Source organism: Undibacterium sp. Ji49W, assembly GCF_049340205.1.
GTDB lineage: Bacteria > Pseudomonadota > Gammaproteobacteria > Burkholderiales > Burkholderiaceae_D > Undibacterium.
Window position 1 is genome coordinate 16694 of sequence record NZ_JBMPOW010000019.1, and the last position, 23752, is coordinate 40445.

Genomic DNA, 23752 nt, shown 5'->3' on the forward strand with positions numbered 1-23752 from the left:
CGAGACGGCAATCCCATCTTCAATTGGCATCAATCAGACAACGTATGACGCCTCATCGCAGCAAGGTGCATGTCTGTGTAGTTTGTACTCTCTTAAAGCGAAAATCTTACAGACCTTGTCTGTATCCATCGCATCCATCCATTGTTGTACCTGATCCTTGGCCTTGTCGGCCAGCCACTTGCCGTGATCTTCCACGCACAATACAGCTGAGAGCATTGTTATTTTGTTTGTCCCTGCATTGATGCGAACAGGCATCTGGCCTCTGGTAGTGGATAACTGATCTTACGACCTTGCCTGCGTTTTATGGGCGTGCGCATTCCGAAATGCTCAGCACATGCATATTCTTAGTCGAAAAGATTCGTTTTGTCGTACAAAACTGACTCCTATACTGGGCCGACTATCCACCTGTCCATTACCATATATGAAAAAAAATCTGCGTGTCCTTGCCCTCGCCGCCAGCGTCTTCCTTATGGGGAATGCCGTGGCCGAAACCAAAGAAGTCGTCATCGCTTATCAGGACATGGTGGTGCCTTGGCGCTATGCGCAGGAAACGCAAAATCTGGAACAAAAGACTGGATATAAAGTCACTTTCCGCAAACTGGCCAGCGGTGCTGATGTCATCCGGGCACTGGCTTCTGGCTCGGTGCAAATCGGTGAAGCAGGCTCGGCGCCGATTGCATCAGGTTTGTCGCAAGGTTTGAATATCCAGTTGTTCTGGATTCTGGACAATATCAATGATGCCGAAGCGCTGGTGGTACGCAATGGCAGCAATGTCAAATCACTTGCTGATCTGAATGGCAAACGCATCGCTGTGCCATTTGTTTCGACTTCACATTTCCATACGCTGCTTGCGCTGGAACATGCCAAAGTGGATGCACGCAACGTCAAGATTATCAACCTGCGTCCACCAGAAATTGCTGCTGCATGGGAGCGTGGCGATATTGATGCGACCTTCATCTGGGATCCTGTACTGGCCAAAGTCAAGAAAACCGGAAAGACCCTGATCTCCTCTGGCGAAATCGCCAAACAGACCGGCACCGCGACCTTTGACGGCATTGTGGTGAATAAGGATTTTGCCAAACAGAATGATGCCTTCCTGACCGAACTGGTGAAGCTGCTGGCAGAAACAGATGCCGACTATCGCAACAACAAGGCGAACTGGAAGGTGGATTCTGCGCAGATCAAGGCGGTAGCCAAATGGGCTGGTGCTGATGCTGCCGAAGTCCCCGCCAGCCTGGCGCTGTATGAGTTTCCGACCTTGCAACAGCAGGCTTCAGCACAATGGCTGGGTGGCGGTGCTGCCAAATCGCTGGCTGCTACGGCAGCCTTCCTGAAAACCCAGGGTACCATCCAGACGGCATTGCCAGACTACAGTGTAGGAGTCAATGCAACATGGGTACGCAAGGCAGCACAATAAACCAGCCGGCTGCGCACAGTGGCGGTCAGCTTGACATACGCCGGCTCTCGGTGCGCTTTTCTGGTGCCGAGTCTGGGGCTGGGGCTGACGAAGCGTTGGCCTTGTCCGATGTCAATCTGTCTATCGCCCCTGGCGAATTCGTCGTCGCACTTGGCCCGTCAGGATGTGGCAAGACCAGCTTGCTGAATTGCCTGGCCGGATTTATACAGGCTTCGGAAGGCGAGGTCATGCTCGACGATGTAGCAATCACCGGCCCCAGTCCTGAAGTGGGCGTGGTGTTTCAAAAACATGCGCTGATGCCGTGGTTGAATGTGCTTGACAATGTCGCGCTGGGATTGCGCTTTCGTGGCATTGCGCGTAACGAGCGCAATGCGCTTGCACTCGATAAATTGCGCCTGGTCGGGCTGGAGCAATTTGCTTCAGCGCCAGTCTATCAATTGTCAGGTGGCATGCAACAACGTGTCGGAATCGCCCGTGCGTTGGCCAATAATCCCCGCGTGCTGCTGATGGATGAACCGATGGGTGCGCTTGATGCCTTAACGCGGGAATCGATACAGGAGCTGCTGGTCAATGTCTGGCAACGCAGCAAGAAAACCATTTTTTTCATTACTCACAGCGTTGAAGAAGCGCTGTTTCTGGGCTCGCGTGTGATTGTCATGTCACCACGCCCAGGCCGCATCGCCCATCAATTCGAACTGCCGTTTTCAGGTGACTATCTGGCGTCTGGCGATGCGCGTGCGGTAAAGTCATCGCCTGAGTTTATTGCCTGGCGCGAACGCCTGCTGCAACTTGTGCACCACCCTGTCTGAACTGCCACGCCATGACTCTTTCATCGACTTCACCTGCTGTCCCTGATATCGCCTATGCAGAACCTGCACAGCGCAAGATCACGCCGCTATTACCAGTGGCAAAAGTGTACCCTCGCCCGGGAAGTGGAAAAACGCTGGGCGTCACCGTCGCCACTATCGCAATTCTGTTGCTGGGCTGGTGGATCATCACGGCAAGAACCTGGATAGAACCTTTATTTTTGCCTTCACCTGCGGCAGTATGGCTTGCCGCTGTACAGGCCTGGAACGGCAATATACAAGGCGGGCTGCCATTACTCCAGCATCTGGCCTGGAGTCTGTTACGGGTGTTTGGTGCATTTTTTCTTGCTGCTATCAGCGCCGTGCCGCTGGGCTTGCTGATGGGTACCAATCGTATCGTGCGAGGTATTTTTGATCCTCTCCTCGAATTCTATCGTCCGCTGCCGCCGCTGGCCTATCTGCCTTTGATCGTGATCTGGTTCGGCATCGACGAGACGGCCAAGATATTGCTGATCTACCTGGCCTGTTTTGCGCCTATCGCAGTCGCTACCCGCGCTGGCGTCATCAAGGTGGCATCGGAACAACTGCATGCAGCGCTATCGATGGGAGCGAGTCAGTGGCAATTATTGCGGCATGTGATTTTACCGGCAGCGCTGCCGGATATTCTGACCGGTTTGAGGATTGCCATCGGCTTCGGCTGGACGACCCTGGTTGCGGCTGAAATGGTGGCAGCCACGGCTGGCGTGGGGCAGCTGGTATTGAATGCATCCAGCTTCTTGCGTACCGATATCGTGATCATGGGTATCATCCTTATCGGTATCGTGGCGTATTTGTTCGATCTGCTTATGCGCCGCCTCGAACGCAAACTGGTGCCCTGGAAAGGACATGACTGAAACAGCAGCAGGCTTGCAGCCGGACACAGCACAGATCAATATTTGACACTGTGCATTCCAGGGCAATACTGGGCGGGGTAGTGATCACACAACGATCACACCCGCAAGCAATCCCGCGCGCGCAGTCAATCTGTTATCCATCCGGCAGCCAGCCTCTGCTCATCAGTCCATTAGCCCATTAGGCAACAAGGCGCATGGATTTGTTGTTTGATGGTGCTGCTTCCACAATTTTAAAGACCCTGACCGCATCCATCAATTGTTGTGCCTGGTCCTGGGTACTGCCAGCTGCGGCTGCGGCCTGTTCAACCAGGGCGGCATTTTGTTGTGTTGCTTCATCCATCCGTATTACTGCGGTGTTGATCTGATCAATGCCCTGGCTTTGTTCAATACTGGCGGCAGTAATTTCGCTCATGATGTCGGTGACGCTTCTGATGGAGTTCACGATCTCATTCATGGTCTTGCCTGCATCATCGACGAGTCTGCTGCCAGCATCCACTTTTTCTACCGAGGTATCGATCAACTGTTTGATCTCTTTCGCGGCACTGGCGGACCGCTGGGCCAGGGTGCGGACTTCGCTGGCGACCACGGCAAATCCACGGCCCTGTTCACCGGCGCGTGCGGCTTCCACGGCGGCATTCAATGCCAGGATATTCGTCTGAAACGCGATGCCGTCAATCACGCCGATAATATCCACGATCTTGCCTGAGCTTTCTTTAATCGAATTCATCGTGGTGACCACATCATCCACCAGAGTACCGCCACGTACCGCCACTTCCGAGGCAGCAATGGATAAGCGGTTTGCCTGCTTGGCATTGTCTGCATTCTGCCTGACTGTTGAAGTCAGCTCTTCCATGGAGGAAGCAGTTTCTTCCAGGCTGGCTGCCTGCTGTTCGGTGCGGCCAGACAAATCCATATTACCCTTGGCGATTTCGTCGGTTGCAGTGGCGATGGAACTGCTTCCCTTGCGGACACGGGCAACCGTTTCAACCAGACTGACACGCATTTTTTCCAGACCTGCCATCAAGTGACCCATTTCATCGCGGGAAGTGGCGTGGACGGGTGCAGTCAGGTCACCAGCGGCAATCGCATCAAAATGTTGCAGCATCTGATCAAGGGGCCGGGTAATGGCGCGCAATAACAAGACGCTGGAAATAATCACCAAAATCAATCCAACAATCAATGCACTGATGCTTAACCAGCGGAAGGTACTATTCATGGCCTGGCTGGCCAGGTACTGTTGTTCTGTGCTCTTGGTTTGATAAACAACCAGTTCATCCGCTTTTTCTGAGAACGCGGTATACAGCTTTGCGGCCTTGCCCATGACGATGGCATCAGCATCTTCCTGTTTGCCAGCTTTTAACGCAGCTACCAGGGGCCTGAAACCTTCGTTGAGGAAATTGTTACGTTTTGCAGTGACATCATCTGAAATCTTTTTTTCTTCAGCGTCGCTAGGCAGTGATAAATATTTTTCCCAGGCTTTATCAGATTGGCTAATAAAGTTTTCAGACCGCTTGATGGTTGCCGCCGCTTCGCTGGCATCCGGATGCATGACCACCCTGTCAATCGCAGCTCTTGCGCGCAATGCATTTACTTGAGTCTCGCCAATGGCAATGGCGGATGGTAACTGGTTGGTAAAAATATCGTTGATCGCGCTGTTGCTGCGCTCACCACCAACAATACCCAGTACCGCCACGATGACCAGCAGACATCCCATGACTGCCATGGTCAGAATAAGCCTGAGTCGAATAGTAAGATTGAACATCATGGTCTCCTCAATTTAATCGTTATAAATCATTGCCCTTAAACAATAACTATTGTCCTCCCAAGTCTTCACAAGATATGGTTTTGCTGGTGAATTATTGTTAAATGTTTAGCTTTTTTTGACAAGCCGTTGCTACAGGATAGTAAATATTTGACTTTCCCGATTATTAAGTTGATATAAAAACACAAGTCGGTACATGCGATATCAAAAGTCACGTGCGCCAGGTTGCCGCGTCCAGGCATGAAAGTTGATTCAAGAACTTCGCTTCAACAGTGACTTTGGGCCTGATTCAGTTGCGTTTGCTCACAACAAGCAACAAAGAACAAGACTGTTATTTTTTAGAACCACCATATAGACTGACTCGTTCTTTTTCACGACAAGGGCATCAATATGAATCACTGGATTTTTCTGGGAATCGCCATCGCCGGCGAGGTCATCGCAACGTCTGCACTGAAGGCAAGCGAGGGGTTTTCGAAACCGATACCGTCGATAGTCGTTGCAGTTGGATACCTGATTGCTTTTTATTTCCTGTCTTTGACACTGAAGACCATGCAGGTCGGTGTCGCCTATGCCATCTGGGCCGGGCTTGGTGTGGTATTGGTAAGTGCAATTGCCTGGATAGTGTATGGCCAAAAACTGGATCTGCCAGCCATCGCGGGAATGGCACTGATCATCTCGGGCGTCATGGTGATGAACCTGTTTTCAAAATCTGTTTCGCATTGACTGGGCACGATTAATTCTTGACCGAAAGTCCTGATCGAAAGTCTTGACCGAAAGCAATATTGACTCTACTATTTTCCTCTTCCTGGATAAAGCCCTGTATGCTCGTCCTCAAGTGCTAAAGTGCACCTGGTGATAGCCTACGTATGGGCGAACTGCAAAGAGTGGACAGGCTTGCCGGTAAGAGCAGTGCTGCCTGAGCGCCCTCCCTCCTGAATTCGTTCCGGGTAATCAATCTGGAACTCATTTCATCAATAGAAATGCGTTCTAATAATCCAGGCCATATATCAATGATGGCATCTCAACCGCTTGTCCACACCACTTGCAATGAAGACAGTGGTTAAATTTAAGGAGCCGAATGGACCACAGTATTTCTTTGATCACGACTGTTGCTGCAGCTTTTGCTGGCGCTTTGGTCCTCGGATTCATTGCTGAAAAAATTAAAGTTCCAGCCCTGGTCGGTTACCTGCTGGCAGGGATCATGATAGGCCCCGCCACACCTGGTTTTGTTGCAGATGTAAATATCGCCTCACAGTTATCAGAAATTGGCGTCATGCTGCTGATGTTTGGCGTAGGTCTACATTTTTCACCCAGTGATCTTTTGGCGGTAAGGCGGATTGCCATCCCTGGTGCCGTCTTGCAGATGGGCCTGACTACTGCGGTGGGCGCTGCCATTGCGTCCTGGTGGACCTGGAGCCTGGGCGGTTCACTGATTTTTGGATTGTCACTGGCCTGCGCCAGTACGGTCGTTTTGTTGAAATCACTGGAAGCGCGCAACTTACTGAGCACCATGAACGGCCGCATAGCGGTAGGCTGGCTGGTGGTTCAGGATTTGGTCACCGTACTGGTACTGGTGTTATTGCCGCCGCTGGCAGGCGTGCTGGGTAGTACAACAGCCATTGCGCCAGACGCGGCACCGTTGTGGATGACCATAGGCAAGACACTGCTGCAGGTATCTGTATTTATCGCCTTGATGCTGGTTGTTGGCCGCCGTGCGCTGCCCTGGTTGCTGTGGCAGGTTGCACGTACTGGTTCGCGCGAACTCTTCACCCTGTCGGTGATTGCAACCGCTATCGGTATTGCTTATGGTGCGTCGGTCATATTCAGTGTGTCTTTTGCACTGGGGGCGTTCTTTGCCGGTACCGTCATGCGTGAATCTGAATTCAGTCATCGCGCCGCTGAAGAATCACTGCCATTGCGTGATGCTTTTTCTGTGCTGTTTTTTGTATCCGTCGGCATGGTATTTGATCCTGCCATTCTGACAGCACAACCTGTACGCGTTCTTTGTGTGGTTGCCATCGTCATCCTGGGTAATTTTTTCACCTCGGCAGCTTTGGTCATCCTGTTGCGTTATCCGCTCAACACTGCACTTTCCATCGGTGCCAGCCTGGGGCAAATCGGTGAATTTTCCATCATCCTGGCCGGACTTGGATTGTCACTTGGCCTGTTACCTGCCGAAGGGATGAGCCTGATACTGGCAGGCGTACTGATTTCCATAGGCTTGAATTCTTTCCTGTTCACGCTGATAGGACCGCTTAGAAAATGGGCATTATCCCATTCTGACCTGGCACGAGAACTGGATCAGCGCCAGGACCCGTACGCAGAACTGCCCATGAGTACCGAACGCAAATATCTGGAAGGCCAGGTCGTGCTGGTGGGGTATGGCAGAGTAGGCCGCCGCATCGCCAAGGCGATGGATGAAAGAGGCATCCCTTACGTCATCGCTGAACAAAATCGTGAAATAGTGGAAGACATTCGTAAAAAAGGCATGGCTGCCGTTTCCGGCAATGCAGCAGACCCGGCAGTATTGATACAGGCGCATATTGCCAATGCAGCGATGCTGGTGGTGGCAACACCAGACACATTAAATGTTCGGCATATGGCAAAGACTGCCCGTGCACTGAATCCAGGCATAGAAATTTTACTGCGCACACATAGCGAAGATGAGTCGATTCTGTTGCGTAAAGAAGAAATAGGTGATGTTTTCTTTGGCGAAGAAGAATTAGCAAAAGGCATGGCCCATCATGTATTGAATCGCTTCAAACCAGGTGATGACTGGTCAGAAAATACACATGCCTGATGCTGGTGTAGCGCTACCCACTCACTGATTCTCAATCGGTCATCATACATTTGGCGCAATGAATCAGTGGGTGTAATAAATCCTGTGATCAGAACTCATTTCATCAAAAGTGCGTTCTGATTTTTCCAGTCAAATTGCAATGGCGTGTCGGCATTCACTGTCAGGGAACGAATTTCCTGCATGTACTCTACCAGCATGACTCGTTTGCGCGGCGCTTTCAATGAAGCCGGCAAGCGACTCAACCAATGGCTGTTTGGCCCGAGCTCGGTCCCCCTAAGCGCTGACAGATGGCGCGTGGTCGGCAAGGGTTTGGCCGACAGGGTACGGATAAAATGATCAAGTTGCGCTGGTGAACTGAAAACCAGTTCATGCTTTTCAAATACCACGTGCAAAAAAACATAGCCTTTGCGCGGTACCAGTGGCGGCGCAGGCGGTGCCCAGTTGTCTGGCTGATGTGGCACCGGCACATGTACCCAATACGCAAGCGGCGCATGTCGCCAGTGCTGTTGAAAACTGAAGAAAAAGTCAGCTTTCATGGCTGAATCCCGGATAGCATCTTGATGCGCATAACATAGTCAAACACGTCGATAATTGCATGCAAACAGAGACGGGCACATTATCCCGCTCTGCGCAGGGTAATTGCCTTTTCCGGACAAGCTGTCACACACAAGCCACAGGCGCGGCAGGCATCGGCATGAGGAGTATAAGCGACCTTCATGCCATGCACGCGTTGCTTGATTTGTGCCAGCAAACCCAGTTTTTTATAATCTTCACTGCTAATGCGGCGAATTTCAAAAACATGCTCAGGACAGACCGGCACACAGTCGGCCTTGCCTTCACATTTACTGAAATTCACCACCGGGACGAAGATACCGGGGTCTTGCTTGCAGGCGTCTTTTTCTTGCGTCTGCATGTCAGGCCTGCTCGTTATTTTTAGCGTGTGTCTCATCCCAGTGTTTTCTACGACCAAACAAGCCATGCTGGAATTTTTCACGCTGTTCCGGTGTCAGTTTTTCCCAGCGCTGATGCCAATGATGGTCACCATGTCTATGCCAGCCACCATGATGTCCACGGAAACCGCCAAACAGGATTTTACTCAGCACCAGCAAAGCGACTGCCTGCAAGAAGTCAATGCTGCGTGCGCCGACAAACAAGGCTGGCATGAGCCAGTTCCATAACATCATGACGACCCAGCTCAATGCGGCGATGCCGCCGACAACCAGGATCATAAACTTCAATAGTTTAAAACGATGTAACATGGTGATACTCCTCTTTCAATTCAATTCAATTCGTCAAATATGTCCTGCAAGCGGATCCGCAGATGCAGGACGGCATAGCGCTTGCGCGCCAGCAGGGTATTCACGCCCAGACCAGTTTCTGCTGCCATTTCTTTAAAACTGCGGCCTTCTATCTCATGGCCAATGAAGGCATCGCGCTGTTCTTCAGGTAATTCTTCCAGGGCATCGTACAGTTCCGCCAGCAAGGCATTGCGTGCATAGGCAGCTTCCGGCCCTTCGTCTGTCGATGGCAACAGCTTGTCCAGCCAGATGTCATCATCGTTCCCCTCCCCGGCTTCAGGCAAAGGCAGTTCCTTCTTCTTACGAAAACGGTCAATAATGCGGTTGCGCGCCACACGAAACAGCCACGCACCTATTTGCTCTATGGGTTCTGGCAGCCGGTAAGCTTCGACCAGTTCATAAAACACATCCTGCAAGATATCTTCCGCTTCACCGGCATCGGCAACGCGTTTGCGTATGAAACTCCCCAGGCGGGCACGCTCGCGCAATACCGTTTCAGTGATGTGATTATCTTGATCAGTCATCAATTCGTCAGGGCTTAATGTGGTTTCCATGATGGTGTAGACGCATCATGACAAGCAATATTGTAGAGAAACGAGAAAACCACAGAAAAGTCAGGCCGGCATGTCTGCATGCCGGCAATGGCTTTTTTACCAGAACCCATTGCATCAACAGGGATGAGATGCGTTTTATGCAATTATGGAGCGGAACCAGCCTCGAAACCAGTTTCTTTATCTATATCCCTTGGATTATTTTCATTGACAATCTGAGGTGCCACCAGTGGCAGGGTCATGATGAAGGTGGTTCCTTGATCTGGCTGGCTGTGTAGTTGTATCTCGCCCCCCAGCACGCCAGTCACCAGGTTATACACAATATTCATTCCCAAGCCCGATCCACCCTGCCCCAGCTTGGTGGTGAAAAAGGGATCAAATACCCGCTTCCTGACATGTTCATTCATTCCCATGCCATTGTCTGAGAAGGTGATCTGCACACTATCATTATCCAGCAGATGAGTAACAAGGCGCATTTCACCACTGGCACGGTGCTCGAACCCATGCGTCAGTGCATTCGTCATGAAGTTGGTAACGATCTGCCCCAGTGGTCCTGGATAGCTATCCATATTTACCCCGGGTGCCAGATCGGTTAGCAGTGTGTAGGAGCTATTCTTGTACATCGGTGCCATGGTCACGATCAGCTCTTCCAGCACTGTTTGCAAATCGAAATTGCGCCGGTGGCTACTCGACTGGTCAACGGCCACCTGTTTGAAACTACGTATCAGTTCTCTGGCCATGCCAAGAGTGCGCATCAACAGTTCAGTGCCCTTACTGGCGGTATCCACATAGGCATCAAGTGATGAACGCTTTAGTTTACCTTCCTTGATATCCAGCATTAATTCCCTGGTTTTGTCCTGCAAGGTACTGGCAACGGTCACGCTATTGCCGATGGGAGTATTCAATTCATGTGCAACCCCGGCCACCAGTGAACCCAGTGCCGCCATTTTTTCAGCACGCACCAGCTCATCCTGGGTATGTCTGAGTGAGGCCATGGCCGATGCCAGCTCGGCGTTAGCCTGTTGCAGATTCAGGGTGCGTAATTTCACCCTTTCTTCCAGTTGCGCCGTCATCTCGCGGATTTCATGCTCGACTTCCACCTGTCGGGTCACATTCAGCAATGAAAAAATACACATGCGCTTGTTGCGCATTTTGATTAACCTCGCTGACAACAGGAAAATCAGTCTGGCACCGTCTTTGATTTTCAGATGGATTTCCATCTGATCCACTTTTTTATCGCGCAATAGCGCCAGATCAAATTCTTTTCGTTTTTCCAGTTGATCATCAAAACCAAGGGCACTGGTAAGCTGTCCAACGACTTCATCCCTGGTATAGCCAAACTCCGTCAGCCAGACATCATTGACTTCGACGATGCGGTCTGTCTTCACATCCACCAGTCCCAGGGGAATTGGTGACAACTGAAACAGGGTGGAATATTTATGCTCGTTTTCGCGCAGCAGCGACTCCACTTGCAATCGCGTTGCTTCTGCTGCGATTTCGTTATCAATATTGCGTGAAGACAGTAATAAATATTCTTCATTTCCCGCCTCAAATTTGGAACCTGAAATCCGGCTTTGCGTCACCAGACCCGTTTTGCGGCGGAACGACACTTGCATATCCCTGACTTCACCATCCTTTTTGATGCGGGCGATCAGTTCGTCGCGCTGTTCCGGCTTTGCCCATAAATTCAGGTCATTGGAGGTACGCCCTATGGCATATTCACGTGAGTAACCAGACATGGGCTCCCAGTTACGATTGACATCGATATACTGGCCTGTACTCATTCTGGTAATGGTAAGTATGTCGGGCACCAGTTGAAACACGGTAGCCAGAAGCTTTTCGCGCTCATGCAGTTCCCGCTCTACCTGTACCTGCAGTTTTTCCACCCGGCGCAAAGCCGTCACATCCTGCATGGCATAAGCGATATAGGGCTCACTACCTGCATCAAACCGGGTGCCGGAAATCAGTACCGGATACTCATGACCATTTTTGTGCCGGTATATGGTTTCATAATTATTGACTTCACCTTCGCGCGCGAGGATGGCAAGCATTTCTGGACGTTTTTCCGGGTCTGCCCATAAATTCATTTCAAGCGAAAAGCGCCCCAGCGTCTCATCCCTAGAATATCCGGTGACGGTTTCCCAGTGGCGATTCACATCCAGATAACATCCATCTTTTTCGCGGCAAATGGCTAGCACGTCAGGCACCATCTGAAAGACTTTTTCAAACAGCGCACTCCGTTCTTTCGACATGCGCTCTACCTGTTGACGCCCATGTATTTCCTGCAACAGGTTTTCATTGATGCGGTAAGCGTCTTCCTGCTGACGCAATAAGGCTGCCACCATAAACAGCATGCCTATGGCAAGATCAAGAAAAGCGCCAATACCAAAACCCAGCGAAGCAAATTCTGCATGCTCCCTCAGTAAGGGAAAATCCAGCAGGTGCACACCCTTCAAAAATATCAGCACACCAAGGACAAGGTAACCCAGACTATGTTTGTCACTTTTCATGCGCCAGAAAGTGACGCCAGCAGCGATGAGCATACATCCTGCCAGGCAATACACCGGCAGCGTGCGCCAGAACAGCGTGGCCCCCGTCAGGAAGGTCATCAACAGCCACATGACAGCGAGTGCAAAACCCAGCATGACAGGCATGACATGTACCGTCACACCGTAAAAAATTCTTGTACCTGCCCATAAAAAACAGACGTAAGCAAGCATGAAAATATCGGCTGCAAGAACCAGCAGGGGCGCATGGTTTACTGCAAGCAAATTGCAGACACTACGCAAAACCAGAAAGGTATATGCCAGCGTCCAGCAACGGGTAGTCCTGACATGCACGTTCAAATGCTGTACATAAAACAGCACCAGCATGGTCAGCAAGGAAGCGATCAGAGAACTGCTAATGGCAGCGGGAAGAAGGGAGGAAGGCATGATTATCCCGCGACGCTATCGAAAGCGGAAACCTGGAGTTACCATCAACATCTCCCAAATGAGGCTTTTTAGGACTAATCGCAAAGCATCAGGCGGTGCAATACCTGGCGTTTGTTTGCACTCTATCTGATTCATTTTAATTGAATACCAGCACTTATCTGCAAATTTAATTGCTGGTCCAACGCTACTGCTTATCAATTAATAAAGGACATGCTGCATTTTCGCTTCGCAAGCCAGTGGCCTACGCAATCAGAAGCAGATCAAGTCGGCCAGCAATGGTGTACTACCCTATGCAATCCGGTTATACCAGTCTGTTTTTTGTGGGCCAGTTTAGCAAGATCATGGGGCAGTTCCAGCAAACACCCATTGACTGTGTTGCAATAAGCACTATTTAACATATTTCATTTCTTTAGGCTTGATTAAGCTGAGCGCTTCACATAAGATTAAAAGGAAAGTAAGACAATTCAAGCAACAGGGAGCGCACTGATGAAGAATCAATACAGTAGAACACCCGGCTTGTTACAAAATGATCTTTATGCCGCCGTCATGGCTTGTGATGCGATGGTGAAAAGTGAAAGATCATCGGGTAGTAGTTTTTTTTCGTATCTGAACAGTGAATTTTCGTCTGACGCTGCACTTGGCAGCAACCAGGACGATGATATTATTGATTTTATTGAAGAAGACGAAGAATCATTACAATCCAAAATTGAATTACATCCTTGGAAAATACTGATTGCGGATGATGACAGCAACGTTCACGATACGACCTTGCTGGCATTAAGTGGTGTCAAAATACACGGCCGTCCACTGGAATTTGTGCATGCTTACTCGGCAAAAGAAGCCGGTACCGTCATCAGCAAGAATCCGGATATCGCTCTGGTGCTGCTGGATGTGGTGATGGAAACTGTCGATGCTGGCTTGAAACTGGTCAGCGTGATCCGCAATGAAATGGGCTTGACCAATTTGCGTATCGTCTTGCGTACCGGGCAACCAGGCTATGCACCAGAACAGCAGGTCAGTGAAGCTTTTGCGATTGACGGCTATACCACCAAATCCAAACTCACACGCTCGTTACTGATTTCCGTGTTGAACGACACGCTGAAAATTGATAGTGAGAATTCCGAGTTACCTAACTGAATCTGCACCCTCCATACACATAAAGCAAGGGCCTCAATAGAGGCCCTCGTCTTTTATATTTTTATATTCTTATACTGTCATTCTGCACCGGCACGCCGCCATCTACGTACAATTACTTAATGTCGTCGCGACTCAGTGCATCACTATTCGGCATCAGGCTGATTGGCTGGTGCAGCCTTGATGAAGGCAGGATGTTCAAGGCAAGCCTGGTGTATGCGCATCGTTACCGGCAAACCCGATAAATCGCACTTGAAACGCTGGGCGTTGGCAATCTGCGGCACCAGGAAACAGTCTGCCATGCCTGGCTCGTCACCAAAACAAAAACGTCCGGTACGCGCATCTGCCGCCAGCTTTTGCTCCAGCACTTTCAGACCTTCGTCGCACCAATGTCGGTACCATGCATTCTTCTGATCTTCACTTACCTGTAAAGTTCCAGTCAAATACCGCAATATCCGTAAATTGTTAACCGGATGGATTTCGCAGGCAATGGACAAAGCCAATGCACGTACATGCGCACGCTCCAATGCGGTGGATGGCAACAGGGCTGGCTGTGGATAAACCTCATCCAGATATTCAATCATGGCCATGGACTGCGTCAACGTCACTATCTCACCGTCATGCTCATCCTGTAAGACTGGCACCAGGGCATCTGGATTGAGTGCGCGGTAAGCCGGGGCAAATTGCTCGCCCCCGTTTTTGACCAGATGCACGGCCACCTGTTCATAGTCCAGCCCCTTCAGGTTCAACGCAATTCTTACCCTATACGATGCCGAGCTGCGGAAATAGCCATAAAGTTTCATCATATATCCGCCACTTAAACCAGTTTGACTTTCAAGTCACTCAGGCCGGCAATACTGGCCTCAAGCAAATCACCACGCTGCACGGCTGCAACGCCTGCGGGTGTGCCGGTATAAATCAGATCGCCAGGCTGCAAGGTATACAACTGCGACAGGCAGACAATGATTTCAGACAGATTCCAGATCAGTTTTCCGGTATCACTGTCCTGGCGGGTTACACCATTCACGTCTAGCCGTATGCTCGCCTGTTCCATGCCAGACACTGTATCGGCTGTATGGATGGCACCGATGGGTGCAGAAAAATCAAAGCCTTTGGATGTACACCATGGTCGTCCCTGCGCTTTTGCTTCAGCCTGCAAATCACGACGTGTCATGTCCAGGCCAACTGCATAGCCCCAAATATGGCTGATCGCATCTTCTTCACGAATATCCTTGCCACCCTTGCCTATGGCCAGCACCAGCTCGACCTCATGATGCAGATTGCTGGTCATGGAAGGATAAGGCATTTCCCCCACGTTACCAGGGGCGACAGGCACGATCGCGTCAGCCGGCTTCATGAAGAAAAACGGTGCTTCACGACCGGTTCCGCCCATTTCTTTTGCGTGCTCTACATAATTACGGCCAACGCAGTAAATTCTGTGTACAGGGAACAGGCCCGTGCTGCCAGCCACCGGAACAGCAGCCTGGGGCTGAGGGGGAATAAGGTAATTCATGTCATCTCCGATCAATGCGTATGCGTCTCCCGAGGTCAGTAAGCCTACTGCCTGAGACTCGCTCTATTATGGCATTTTCCCTTCCAGCATGCCATGCCTGCCATGCGCTTGCTTTCCGGGAAGAATATGGACATAGGCACAGACTCACGATATTGATTGTTCTCGTTATAATGTACGATCAACCGCGGAGTAAAAAATGAAGACTTGCCTACATCCCAAATACCTGATCCCCATAGAACCGGCTGCCACAGTCCTGCAAAATCATGCGCTGGTCATGCAGGATGAAAAAATTCTGGCTGTACTCAGCAGTGCCGACGCACGGCAACAATATCCTGATGCCCTGCATATAGAACTGGCGGAACATGCGCTCATGCCCGGCATGGTCAATTTGCATGGACATTCCGCCATGAGCCTGTTGCGTGGCCTGGCGGATGATCTGAGCCTGATGGACTGGCTAAACAACCATATCTGGCCAGCAGAAAAGAAACACGTATCGGAAGAATTTGTGTTTGATGGCAGCGTCTATGCCATGGCAGAGATGCTGCGCGGTGGTACCACCACCATCAATGACATGTATTTCTACCATGAGGCCGTGGCACGTGCGGGCCTGCATACCGGCATGCGTACCATTGTAGGTTGCAGCGTGCTCGAATTCCCTACCGGTTATGCGGCTGATGCCGATGCCTACCTGGACAAGGCCATGGCAGCACAGCAGGTGTTCCAGGGCCAGAGTGGCGTAGCGTTCCGGCTGGCACCTCATGCTCCCTATACGGTGTCGGATATCACCTTCAAGAAAATTGTCGCCCTGGCTGACAAGCATGACATGGGCATACATTGCCATATTCATGAAAGCATGGATGAAGTCAATGACAGTCTGCGTGACCACGGCATGCGCCCCCTGCAACGTCTGCATCAACTGGGCTTGCTGTCGCCACGCCTGATAGCTGCCCACATGGTGCATGCGAATGAAGATGAAATTCAATTGCTGGCACAACAGGGGGTGCATATTGCGCATAACCCTGCCAGTAACCTGAAACTGGCTTCCGGCTTTGCTCCCATCCACGCCATGCAAAGTGCTGGCGTGAATGTAGGCATAGGTACAGATGGTGCAGCCAGCAATAACAAACTCGATCTGCTGGGCGACTTGCGTATGGCGGCCCTGCTGGCAAAAGCCGTGTCTTCCAACCCGACCGCCCTGAATGCGAGCAAGGCGTTGGAAATGGCGACCCTGGCTGGTGCCAAAGCATTGGGCCTGGACCAACAGATAGGCAGCCTGGTCGCCGGCAAGCTGGCCGATATCATCGCGATTGACCTGTCGGCGATTGAAACCCTGCCCCTGTTTGATCCCGTATCGCAAATCGTCTATGCGGCTGGCCGCGAGCAGATCAGCCACGTCTGGGTCAATGGCCGTTGCCTGATGGCAGAACGCCAGTTACTGAATCAGGATGCAGCACAATTGAAAGACAAGGCCATCTGGTGGCAACAGCGCATTACGGCTGCCTGAACAATTTACCGTTAACTTCATCATGAAATCATTAGCTGCTTTCATCAAAACCCCTCTTTATTCAGGATTGGCCGGGCTGCTGGTCAGCACCCTGCCGCTGTCATCTGCCCTTGCGGGCAATAATCTGCTCACCACGGTGGCAGAGCAATCCGGCTTTCTGAAAACCGGCCGCTATGAAGAAGTGGAAAAGCTGTGTCTGGCGTTTCAGAAAAACTACCCCAAAGAAGTGCGCTGCCTGGAATTTGGACGCACACCAGAAGGCCGCCCCATGCTGGCCTTATTGGCGACACGTACAGGTGTATTCCAGCCTGCCGAAGCAGCAAAGAAAAACTTGCCTGTCACCCTGATACAGGGCGGCATTCATGCCGGTGAAATTGATGGCAAGGACGCCGGTTTCCTGGCCTTGCGTGAAGTGCTGGACAACAAAACGGCAGCGCATGCACTGGATCATCAGATACTGTTGTTTGTGCCGGTATTCAATATCGATGGACATGAACGGTTCGGCGCATGGAATCGCCCCAATCAGCGTGGACCGGAAGAAATGGGCTGGCGCACGACGGCACAAAACTTCAATCTGAATCGCGATTACGTGAAAGCCGATTCTGCTGAAATGCAAGCCATGCTGGCACTTTTCAATACCTGGAATCCGTTGGCTGTCATCGATTTGCATGTGACCGATGGCGCCAAATTTGAACATGATATTTCCATCCAGGTTGAACCTGTCAATTCCGGCGATGAAGATCTGCGCAAGGCAGGTAAAGTCTTGCGTGACAATGTCATCGCTGACCTGGCAAAACAGGGCTCATTGCCATTGTCCTTCTACATGACATTTACACGCGAAGACGACCCCATGTCTGGCTTTGTCGACAATGTGGCACCACCGCGTTTTTCGAATGGCTACCTGCCCTTGCGCAATCGCTTTGGCATGCTGGTGGAAACACATTCATGGAAGGATTACCCTACCCGTGTACGCATTACCCATAACACCATTATTTCAGTACTGGAGCAAGTTGCACAACATGGTGAAGCATGGCTGAAGACTGCGCAGGCGGCAGATCAGCGTGCTGCGCAAATGGCGGGGCAGACTTTGGCTGTAACTTATAAAACCAGCGACAAGAGCAAGGATATTGCCTTCCGTGGTTATGCCTATACCCGCAACATGTCGGATGTGTCAGGTGCCTTGATGACACGTTACGATGAAAGCACGCCACAGGTATGGAACGTCAAATTACGTGATGAAATTCTGCCCGATACCACGGTCACCCTGCCCAGGGCTGGTTACGTGGTACCCGTTGCCTACAGCAAGGCGGTCAAAGAAAAACTCCAGCAACATGGCATACAGTACAGCATCATTCAGAAAGAACTGGCCAATGTCGATACTGAACAGTTCAAGGCAAGCAAAGTGAATTTGCAGCCGCAATCATTTGAAGGACGCCAGACCCTGAAATTGCAGGGCCAGTGGGAAAGTAAAACGCAAACCCTGCGCAAGGGAGCGCTGTTTATTCCAATTGCCCAGGCAAAAGCGCGCCTGGTGGCAGCCCTGTTTGAACCATCTGCACCAGATGCCCTGGTCAACTGGGGCTGGTTTAACGGTGCATTTGAAAGAAAAGAGTATATGGAAGCCTATGTGGCAGAAGATGTCGCGCGCCAGCAACTTGCCGCAGATGCCCAACTGAGAGCTGCATTTGAAAAGAAAATTGCCGACGAGCCAGAATTTGCCAAAAGCCCTGCTGCCCGCCTGGAATTTTTTGCCCAGCGCCATTCATCATGGGACCAGCGTTATCAGGTATATCCCGTACTGCGCCTGAATACCAAACCCTGAAGCAGAAACGGCATGCAGCAAATGCATGCCGTTTCAGATGTGTTGCGGTATTAATGAAAGAACAGGTAAGCCACAAATATGGCCGCCACAACACCAGCAAAGTCGGCCAGCAAACCCATGGAAATGGCATAGCGGGTCTTGCGTATGCCGACTGAGCCAAAATACAGGGCAACGATATAAAACGTGGTATCGGCAGAACCCTGGAAGATACAGGCAAGACGACCAACGAATGAATCCACGCCATACGTCTTCATGGCATCCACCATCATCGCACGTGAGCCACTGCCACTCAGCGGTTTCATTAATGCGGTCGGCAAGGCAGCGGTGAAATCCGTGTTCACTCCCATTTGCGTAAATAGCCAGTTAAAGCCAGACACGACAAAACCCAGTATCCCGGAATTGCGCAAGACACCAATTGCCACCAGCATACCCACCAGATACGGGATAATCGTCAGCGATGTCTGTATGCCGCCCTTGGCCCCTTCGATAAAGGCTTCATACACATTCACTTTTTTGCGCATCGCCCCCACAATAAAGCTGACGATGATGGTGAACAGCAAAAGATTGCTACTGACCTTGGAAAACACTTCAATCTCTGGCCGCGTCATATGCTGGCTTAAATACCAGACCATGCCAACGATAAAACTGCTCAGACCACCGAGCCAGGCGAGTATCACTTTATCGAACAGGTTGATACGCTGCCTGATGGCCACAGCCACCAGACCAACCACCGTGGCGACATAGGTGGCGATCATGCAGGGGATAAAAATATCTGATGGGTCTTTTGCCCCCAGCACTGCACGTTGCGCCATGATGGCCAGCGGTATCAGTGTCAGTCCGGATGTATGCAGGACCAGGAACATGATCTGCGCATCGGTGGCTTCTTCCTTATTGGGATTCAGGCTTTGCAGGCTTTCCATTGCCTTTAGTCCGAATGGTGTAGCGGCATTGTCCAGCCCCAGCAGATTGGCGGAAAAATTCATCACCATGTGACCGTTGGCCGGATGGTTTTTTGGTACTCCAGGGAAAATACGTGCAAAAAACGGCGCGATCAGTTTCGCAATAAAATCGATGGCTCCGGCTTTTTCTCCTATATTCATGATGCCCAGCCACAGGGTCATGACACCAGCCAGCGGCAAGGCAATGTCCATAACGCCGATGCGCGCAGAATCAAAAGTCCCATCCATGATGCGCTTGAACACCTCCACATCCCCAAACACCAGCCACTGCACCAGGGCGGCAATGAAGCCAATCAGAAAAAAGCCGGTCCAGATATAGTTAAGTAGCATGACTTGTCAGTTTGATCTGAGTTTGATGTAGGAGTGCAAGCTTTTTATCATGAAAAGCCTTTACCGTAGTATGAAAATTTCATTCCCTGTCATAGACGGCAGACATACCTGAAACATCCTGTTGCAGTTTTTCCACCTCATATACAAATTCATGTAGCCGTAACGGCGCTGGCTTGCGTTATAAGCACATCGCAACAAATAAGAGGTGGTGTCATGAAAACCAGCTTACTGATGAAATGCCTGTTGTCTGTAGCAGTTTTGTACGCTGCCGGCACGGGAGTGGCTGCTGCGCATGATTTTGACCGTGGCTGGCGCAATTATCCGCCACCACATCATGTAGTGCGCAATTACAACTATGTGTATTACCCTTCTCACCAGGTGTATTACTCACCTGATCACCGCGCCTGGTATTGGACCAATGGCCGTGGCTGGGAGACTGGTAGCCGCCTGCCCTACTTTGTGAATGTGGACACGCGACTCGGTGGGGTACCTATCGTTTTGCGTTCTGCCACACCCTATGTCGAACATGTATATGTGGAACAGACCTATGGCCGCCCATGGCGCGACAGGCATGGCTGGCACCAGGAAAGACGCTATGAACGTGAATGGCGCGAAGAAAGACGTGACCACCATCATCACTGGCGGTAGTAAATACCACCTTAGAACTCATTTCATAAATAGGGATGAGTGCGAGCAAGGCGATTCGGGATGCAGTGCAAGGCGTGACGCGCAGCCAAGGCTGGTGCCTTAGCAAGCGGCGCAACGCTGCAATGCGCCCGAATCGCCAGCTCCCGGAGGGTTTGCTTCATAACGCGTGCTGGACTGCGTTGGACTCGTTATCAATAGCACCGCTATTGACTGCCTCGTCCGCCTTGCCAGCCCACGTTATGAGGCAAACGCATCTCACCCCTATTTATGAAATGAGTTCTAGTTACCAACCAGGGCAGCCGCAATATTGATGGAAAAGCCCACGACGGCAACATTGAAGAAAAAGCTCAACACAGATTGAGCGAGCACCGTCTTGCGCACCTGCCGGTTCATGACACACACGTCCGAAGTTTGTGCAGCGACCGCAATGGTGAAAGAGAAATACAGGAAATCCCAGAAATCCGGCATTTCCTCGTCATCCGGGAAGTGCAAGGCGCGTTTTTTCTCGGGTGAATTGTAAAACAGCAGCGCGTAGTGAAAACAGAAGACTATCCCCAGCAAGGCCCAGGAGCCCAACACGGTGGAGGCGGCAAACAGGTATTTCATTATCCTCACTTCGCTACTGAGCCCGGCCATGCCTGAGAGTTCATGAATAATGGCCAGCAGGCTGATGGTCGCCGACAGCGACATAATCACCAGCACTGCCACGGCACCTTCATCTTCCTGCTGCGCCATCCTGCGCACAGCCTGCTTGTCAGCACGCATCATCAGCCATCCCATCGAGATCAGATAGAGCCAGACCCCCACGTTCCAACCGCATAGTGCCCGCGTCACCAATGGTGTCGTCCCCGGTAGGGCCAGTGCTGCCACGGTGCCCAAACCAAGGGTGATCAACAACCTTGGCCGTCTTTTGATGAAATTTTTGATAATTTATCCTGTCAATAAAATTCTGAACATGCGAAATCAATCACGCCCCTGATTGCCGTCAGTTCTTACCTGACGCCGTAACAGGGCCGGGTGTAGTATATACAATGACAAGTGAATAAACACGGCAGCTAAAATTACCGCAAAGTATTTGACGCAAAAAGAAACTTTCAAATGGGCAATTTTTTATTACACTGAACATACGCATTTTCACTATAAGCTTGGCTCGAATCCTACTAAGAGGCAGCTCGCATGAATAAACGTACGCACTATGTAGCACTTTCCAAAGTCACTGCCGGAGCCGTGCTGGCCGACGATTTGCTGGACAAGGTTGGGCATGTGCTGTTGCCGGCTGGCGTGACGCTCACCGATCATATGCTGCATTCCATTGCGCATCATGAAATACACCAGCTATCCATCGTTGCTGCTCCAGTCTCAGAACAGCAAGAAACCGAAGAACGCGAAATCAGGCTGGCACGCCTGGAACGATTGTTCCGCCATGCCCCTGACAGTGCACCCGCCAGCCTGTTGAAAGCCTATGTCTTCCATTACCGCCATGGTGACTATCAATGAACGACACGAACGAGTATCAGGTACACCTGGAAGATGTGGTCAAGCATATCAAGGACTTGCCTACCCTGCCGGCCGTTGCCATGGAAATGCTGCAAAACCTGGAAGATGAAGACAGCAGCCTCGACATGATCACTGAAAAAGTGGCCATGGACCATTCTGTTTCCGCCAAATTATTACGGCTGGCCAATTCATCCTACTATGGGAATAATTCCAAAGTAGTGACCTTGCAGCAGGCAACCGCCATGCTGGGGGTGAAAAATGTAAAAAATTTAATACGGACCACCATATTAAGTGACAGGTTTCCAACTTCCAAATGCCCTGCCTTTGATTTTCGGGCATTCTGGCGCCACAGCATAGGAACAGCCATCTGTGCCGAACTGATCTCGCGAGCCTTGCACATGAAGCATGATTTTGCGTTTACCGCAGGCTTGCTGCACGACATAGGGAAGCTGGTGCTGGTGACTGGTTATCCTGACAACTACAATCAGGTACTTGACTATAAAGCAGCAAATGATTGCCGTCTGTTGGATGCAGAACGGCACATCATGCATATAGATCATGTCGCTGCCGGCCTGGCATTGGCACATCAATGGCATTTCTCGGAAGCAGTGTGCGATGCCATCCGCGGCCACCATGATCCCGAGCAGGAAAACCTGCACGCGCTGGCTTCGGTCGTGCATGTGGCCAATGCCATCGTGCACGCGCTGGACTTGTCTGCGGAAGAAAACGACATGCTCCCCTTGCTGTCGCAGGCCGCTTGGGATACGCTAGGGCTTAGTGAAGCTGACTATATAAGCATATTTCGTGAAACTGAAATGCGTTTCGATGCTTTGGATCAGATCGTACTCTGACTTTTTCTTTTTGGCCCATGTATCTGGATAAAACAATTTTGGAACACCTGATGCTTTTCAGATCAACGGACTATCGCATAGAAGATATCCACCTGTTTCGTGACATCAACGAAGAAAACCGAAAACTCATCGCCGACATCATCAAAGACTGCCAGGTCGTCAAGGCCCGTACCGGCCAGATCGTGCTGGATGCCAATAGCTCCGGCGCCAGGTTATTCATCGTACTGAAAGGTGCACTGGGTGTCAGCCGCCTGACAGAAAACAGCAATCATCTGGAAAACACCATTACCCAATACCTGCCGGGTGAATGCGTGGGCGAGATTTCAGTGCTGGATGAAGAAATCCATTCCGCCACCATCTCTGCCATCAGCGACAGCGAATTGTTGCTGATTGAAGCCGAAACCCTGTGGAAACTCATTGATGAATCAAACGGTGTTGCCCGCAACCTGTTGCAGTTGTTGTCCTTCCGCATCCGGGCGGCGAATGCACAGATACGCAACCGCCAAAAAGTAGGTGAATTTTATCGCCAGCTTTCTATGGTGGATGGCCTTACCGGCCTGCACAATCGCGCCTGGCTCAACGCACAACTGCCAGGCATGATCGAATATGCCCACGCAGCCGGCGCGCCACTCAGCATCATCATGGTGGATCTGGATCATTTCAAACGCTTCAATGATGACTATGGTCACCTGCTGGGTGATGACGCCTTGCAGACCGCAGCCAAAGTCTTGAATGCGGGCCTGCGCCCCAGTGACTTTGCTGCCCGCTATGGCGGCGAAGAAATGATGGTGATCTTGCCTGGTGCCAGCAATAAATCAGCCATGGGTGTTGCTCAGCGCCTGTGCAATCGCCTGGGTAAAACCAAGATATTTAGTGACCGGCAAAAAATTCTTCCACATATTACCGGTTCATTTGGAGTGGCAACGCTATCGCCTGGCCAGGACATCAATGCCCTCATCAGCACCGCAGATGCGGCGCTTTACCGCGCCAAGGCGGCTGGCCGTAATCAGGTGGCCAGTTAAGCCGTCGTTGCC

At 51.0% G+C, this 23752-nt stretch carries 22 protein-coding genes; 12 read left to right on the forward strand and 10 right to left on the reverse strand.

The window, feature by feature from the left end; genetic code table 11:
• Window positions 1-421 precede the first annotated feature (421 nt).
• From tauA to ACO0LK_RS21400, 3 genes are read left to right on the forward strand one after another with little or no spacing between them, the layout of a single operon-like run.
• Complete coding sequence (gene tauA, locus ACO0LK_RS21390; protein ID WP_422978642.1) at window positions 422-1417, forward strand: taurine ABC transporter substrate-binding protein; 996 nt, start codon at window positions 422-424, stop codon at window positions 1415-1417.
• Window positions 1393-2226 carry a taurine ABC transporter ATP-binding protein gene (locus ACO0LK_RS21395; protein ID WP_422978644.1) on the forward strand — a complete coding sequence of 278 codons (834 nt, stop codon included), beginning with the start codon at window positions 1393-1395 and terminating at the stop codon, window positions 2224-2226. Before tauA ends, ACO0LK_RS21395 begins: the two co-directional genes overlap by 25 nt.
• An 11-nt stretch (window positions 2227-2237) precedes the next feature.
• A complete protein-coding gene (locus ACO0LK_RS21400) occupies window positions 2238-3116 on the forward strand; it encodes an ABC transporter permease subunit (protein WP_422978646.1) in 879 nt (292 codons plus the stop codon).
• Window positions 3117-3294: 178 nt separating this feature from the next.
• Here ACO0LK_RS21400 and ACO0LK_RS21405 read toward each other — a convergent pair whose 3' ends face one another.
• Window positions 3295-4881, reverse strand: a complete 1587-nt coding sequence (locus ACO0LK_RS21405) for a methyl-accepting chemotaxis protein (protein ID WP_422978648.1) — start codon at window positions 4879-4881, stop codon at window positions 3295-3297.
• 387 nt (window positions 4882-5268) lie between these two features.
• Here ACO0LK_RS21405 and ACO0LK_RS21410 point away from each other — a divergent pair, with 387 nt between their 5' ends.
• Together ACO0LK_RS21410 and ACO0LK_RS21415 are read left to right on the forward strand one after the other, a co-directional pair.
• Window positions 5269-5601, forward strand: a complete 333-nt coding sequence (locus ACO0LK_RS21410) for a DMT family transporter (protein WP_186948688.1) — start codon at window positions 5269-5271, stop codon at window positions 5599-5601.
• A gap of 355 nt (window positions 5602-5956) precedes the next feature.
• On the forward strand, window positions 5957-7678 hold the full coding sequence (locus ACO0LK_RS21415; protein WP_422978650.1) for a cation:proton antiporter: 1722 nt from the start codon (window positions 5957-5959) through the stop codon (window positions 7676-7678).
• A 95-nt stretch (window positions 7679-7773) separates the two neighbouring features.
• Here the strand turns inward: ACO0LK_RS21415 and ACO0LK_RS21420 are convergent, their stop codons facing one another.
• From ACO0LK_RS21420 to ACO0LK_RS21440, 5 genes are all read right to left on the reverse strand, one after another.
• Window positions 7774-8214 (reverse strand): hypothetical protein, encoded by a 441-nt coding sequence (locus tag ACO0LK_RS21420; protein ID WP_422978652.1) that lies wholly within the window; start codon window positions 8212-8214, stop codon window positions 7774-7776.
• Between the two features lie 80 nt (window positions 8215-8294).
• Window positions 8295-8591 carry a 4Fe-4S dicluster domain-containing protein gene (locus tag ACO0LK_RS21425; protein WP_422978654.1) on the reverse strand — a complete coding sequence of 99 codons (297 nt, stop codon included), beginning with the start codon at window positions 8589-8591 and terminating at the stop codon, window positions 8295-8297.
• Between the two features lies 1 nt (window position 8592).
• Window positions 8593-8937, reverse strand: a complete 345-nt coding sequence (locus ACO0LK_RS21430) for a hypothetical protein (protein ID WP_422978656.1) — start codon at window positions 8935-8937, stop codon at window positions 8593-8595.
• Window positions 8938-8957: 20 nt separating this feature from the next.
• Window positions 8958-9530 (reverse strand): RNA polymerase sigma factor, encoded by a 573-nt coding sequence (locus tag ACO0LK_RS21435; protein ID WP_422978658.1) that lies wholly within the window; start codon window positions 9528-9530, stop codon window positions 8958-8960.
• A 143-nt stretch (window positions 9531-9673) separates the two neighbouring features.
• Window positions 9674-12460: a PAS domain S-box protein gene (locus tag ACO0LK_RS21440; RefSeq protein WP_422978660.1), complete on the reverse strand. Its 2787-nt coding sequence runs from the start codon at window positions 12458-12460 to the stop codon at window positions 9674-9676.
• Window positions 12461-12946: 486 nt separating this feature from the next.
• On the opposite strand from ACO0LK_RS21440, the gene ACO0LK_RS21445 reads away from it, so the two are divergent.
• Window positions 12947-13597 carry a hypothetical protein gene (locus tag ACO0LK_RS21445; RefSeq protein ID WP_422978662.1) on the forward strand — a complete coding sequence of 217 codons (651 nt, stop codon included), beginning with the start codon at window positions 12947-12949 and terminating at the stop codon, window positions 13595-13597.
• A 143-nt stretch (window positions 13598-13740) separates the two neighbouring features.
• On the opposite strand, the gene maiA is transcribed toward ACO0LK_RS21445, so the two are convergent.
• Window positions 13741-14397, reverse strand: coding sequence for a maleylacetoacetate isomerase (gene maiA / locus ACO0LK_RS21450; protein WP_422978822.1), 657 nt, complete (start codon window positions 14395-14397; stop codon window positions 13741-13743).
• 14 nt (window positions 14398-14411) lie between these two features.
• Complete coding sequence (locus tag ACO0LK_RS21455) at window positions 14412-15107, reverse strand: fumarylacetoacetate hydrolase family protein (RefSeq protein WP_422978664.1); 696 nt, start codon at window positions 15105-15107, stop codon at window positions 14412-14414.
• Window positions 15108-15303: 196 nt separating this feature from the next.
• Between ACO0LK_RS21455 and ACO0LK_RS21460 the strand changes: the two genes are divergently transcribed.
• Window positions 15304-16611: a TRZ/ATZ family hydrolase gene (locus ACO0LK_RS21460; protein ID WP_422978666.1), complete on the forward strand. Its 1308-nt coding sequence runs from the start codon at window positions 15304-15306 to the stop codon at window positions 16609-16611.
• A gap of 22 nt (window positions 16612-16633) precedes the next feature.
• Window positions 16634-18433: a M14 family metallopeptidase gene (locus tag ACO0LK_RS21465; RefSeq protein WP_422978668.1), complete on the forward strand. Its 1800-nt coding sequence runs from the start codon at window positions 16634-16636 to the stop codon at window positions 18431-18433.
• Between the two features lie 50 nt (window positions 18434-18483).
• Here the strand turns inward: ACO0LK_RS21465 and ACO0LK_RS21470 are convergent, their stop codons facing one another.
• On the reverse strand, window positions 18484-19722 hold the full coding sequence (locus ACO0LK_RS21470) for a nucleoside recognition domain-containing protein (protein ID WP_422978670.1): 1239 nt from the start codon (window positions 19720-19722) through the stop codon (window positions 18484-18486).
• Window positions 19723-19935: 213 nt separating this feature from the next.
• Between ACO0LK_RS21470 and ACO0LK_RS21475 the strand changes: the two genes are divergently transcribed.
• Complete coding sequence (locus ACO0LK_RS21475; protein ID WP_422978672.1) at window positions 19936-20370, forward strand: hypothetical protein; 435 nt, start codon at window positions 19936-19938, stop codon at window positions 20368-20370.
• A gap of 279 nt (window positions 20371-20649) precedes the next feature.
• Here ACO0LK_RS21475 and ACO0LK_RS21480 read toward each other — a convergent pair whose 3' ends face one another.
• A complete protein-coding gene (locus ACO0LK_RS21480; protein ID WP_422978674.1) occupies window positions 20650-21264 on the reverse strand; it encodes a DUF1345 domain-containing protein in 615 nt (204 codons plus the stop codon).
• Between the two features lie 282 nt (window positions 21265-21546).
• Here ACO0LK_RS21480 and ACO0LK_RS21485 point away from each other — a divergent pair, with 282 nt between their 5' ends.
• Genes ACO0LK_RS21485 through ACO0LK_RS21495 form a run of 3 tightly spaced genes read left to right on the forward strand, consistent with a single transcriptional unit; the run spans window position 21547 to window position 23740 of the window.
• The gene (locus ACO0LK_RS21485) at window positions 21547-21867 is read left to right on the forward strand and encodes a hypothetical protein (RefSeq protein WP_422978676.1); all 321 of its coding nucleotides are present in this window, start codon (window positions 21547-21549) and stop codon (window positions 21865-21867) included.
• Window positions 21864-22718, forward strand: a complete 855-nt coding sequence (locus tag ACO0LK_RS21490; RefSeq protein WP_422978678.1) for an HDOD domain-containing protein — start codon at window positions 21864-21866, stop codon at window positions 22716-22718. The genes ACO0LK_RS21485 and ACO0LK_RS21490 overlap by 4 nt, the downstream gene beginning before the upstream one ends.
• Before the next feature lie 50 nt (window positions 22719-22768).
• On the forward strand, window positions 22769-23740 hold the full coding sequence (locus ACO0LK_RS21495; protein ID WP_422978680.1) for a diguanylate cyclase: 972 nt from the start codon (window positions 22769-22771) through the stop codon (window positions 23738-23740).
• Window positions 23741-23752 lie beyond the last annotated feature (12 nt).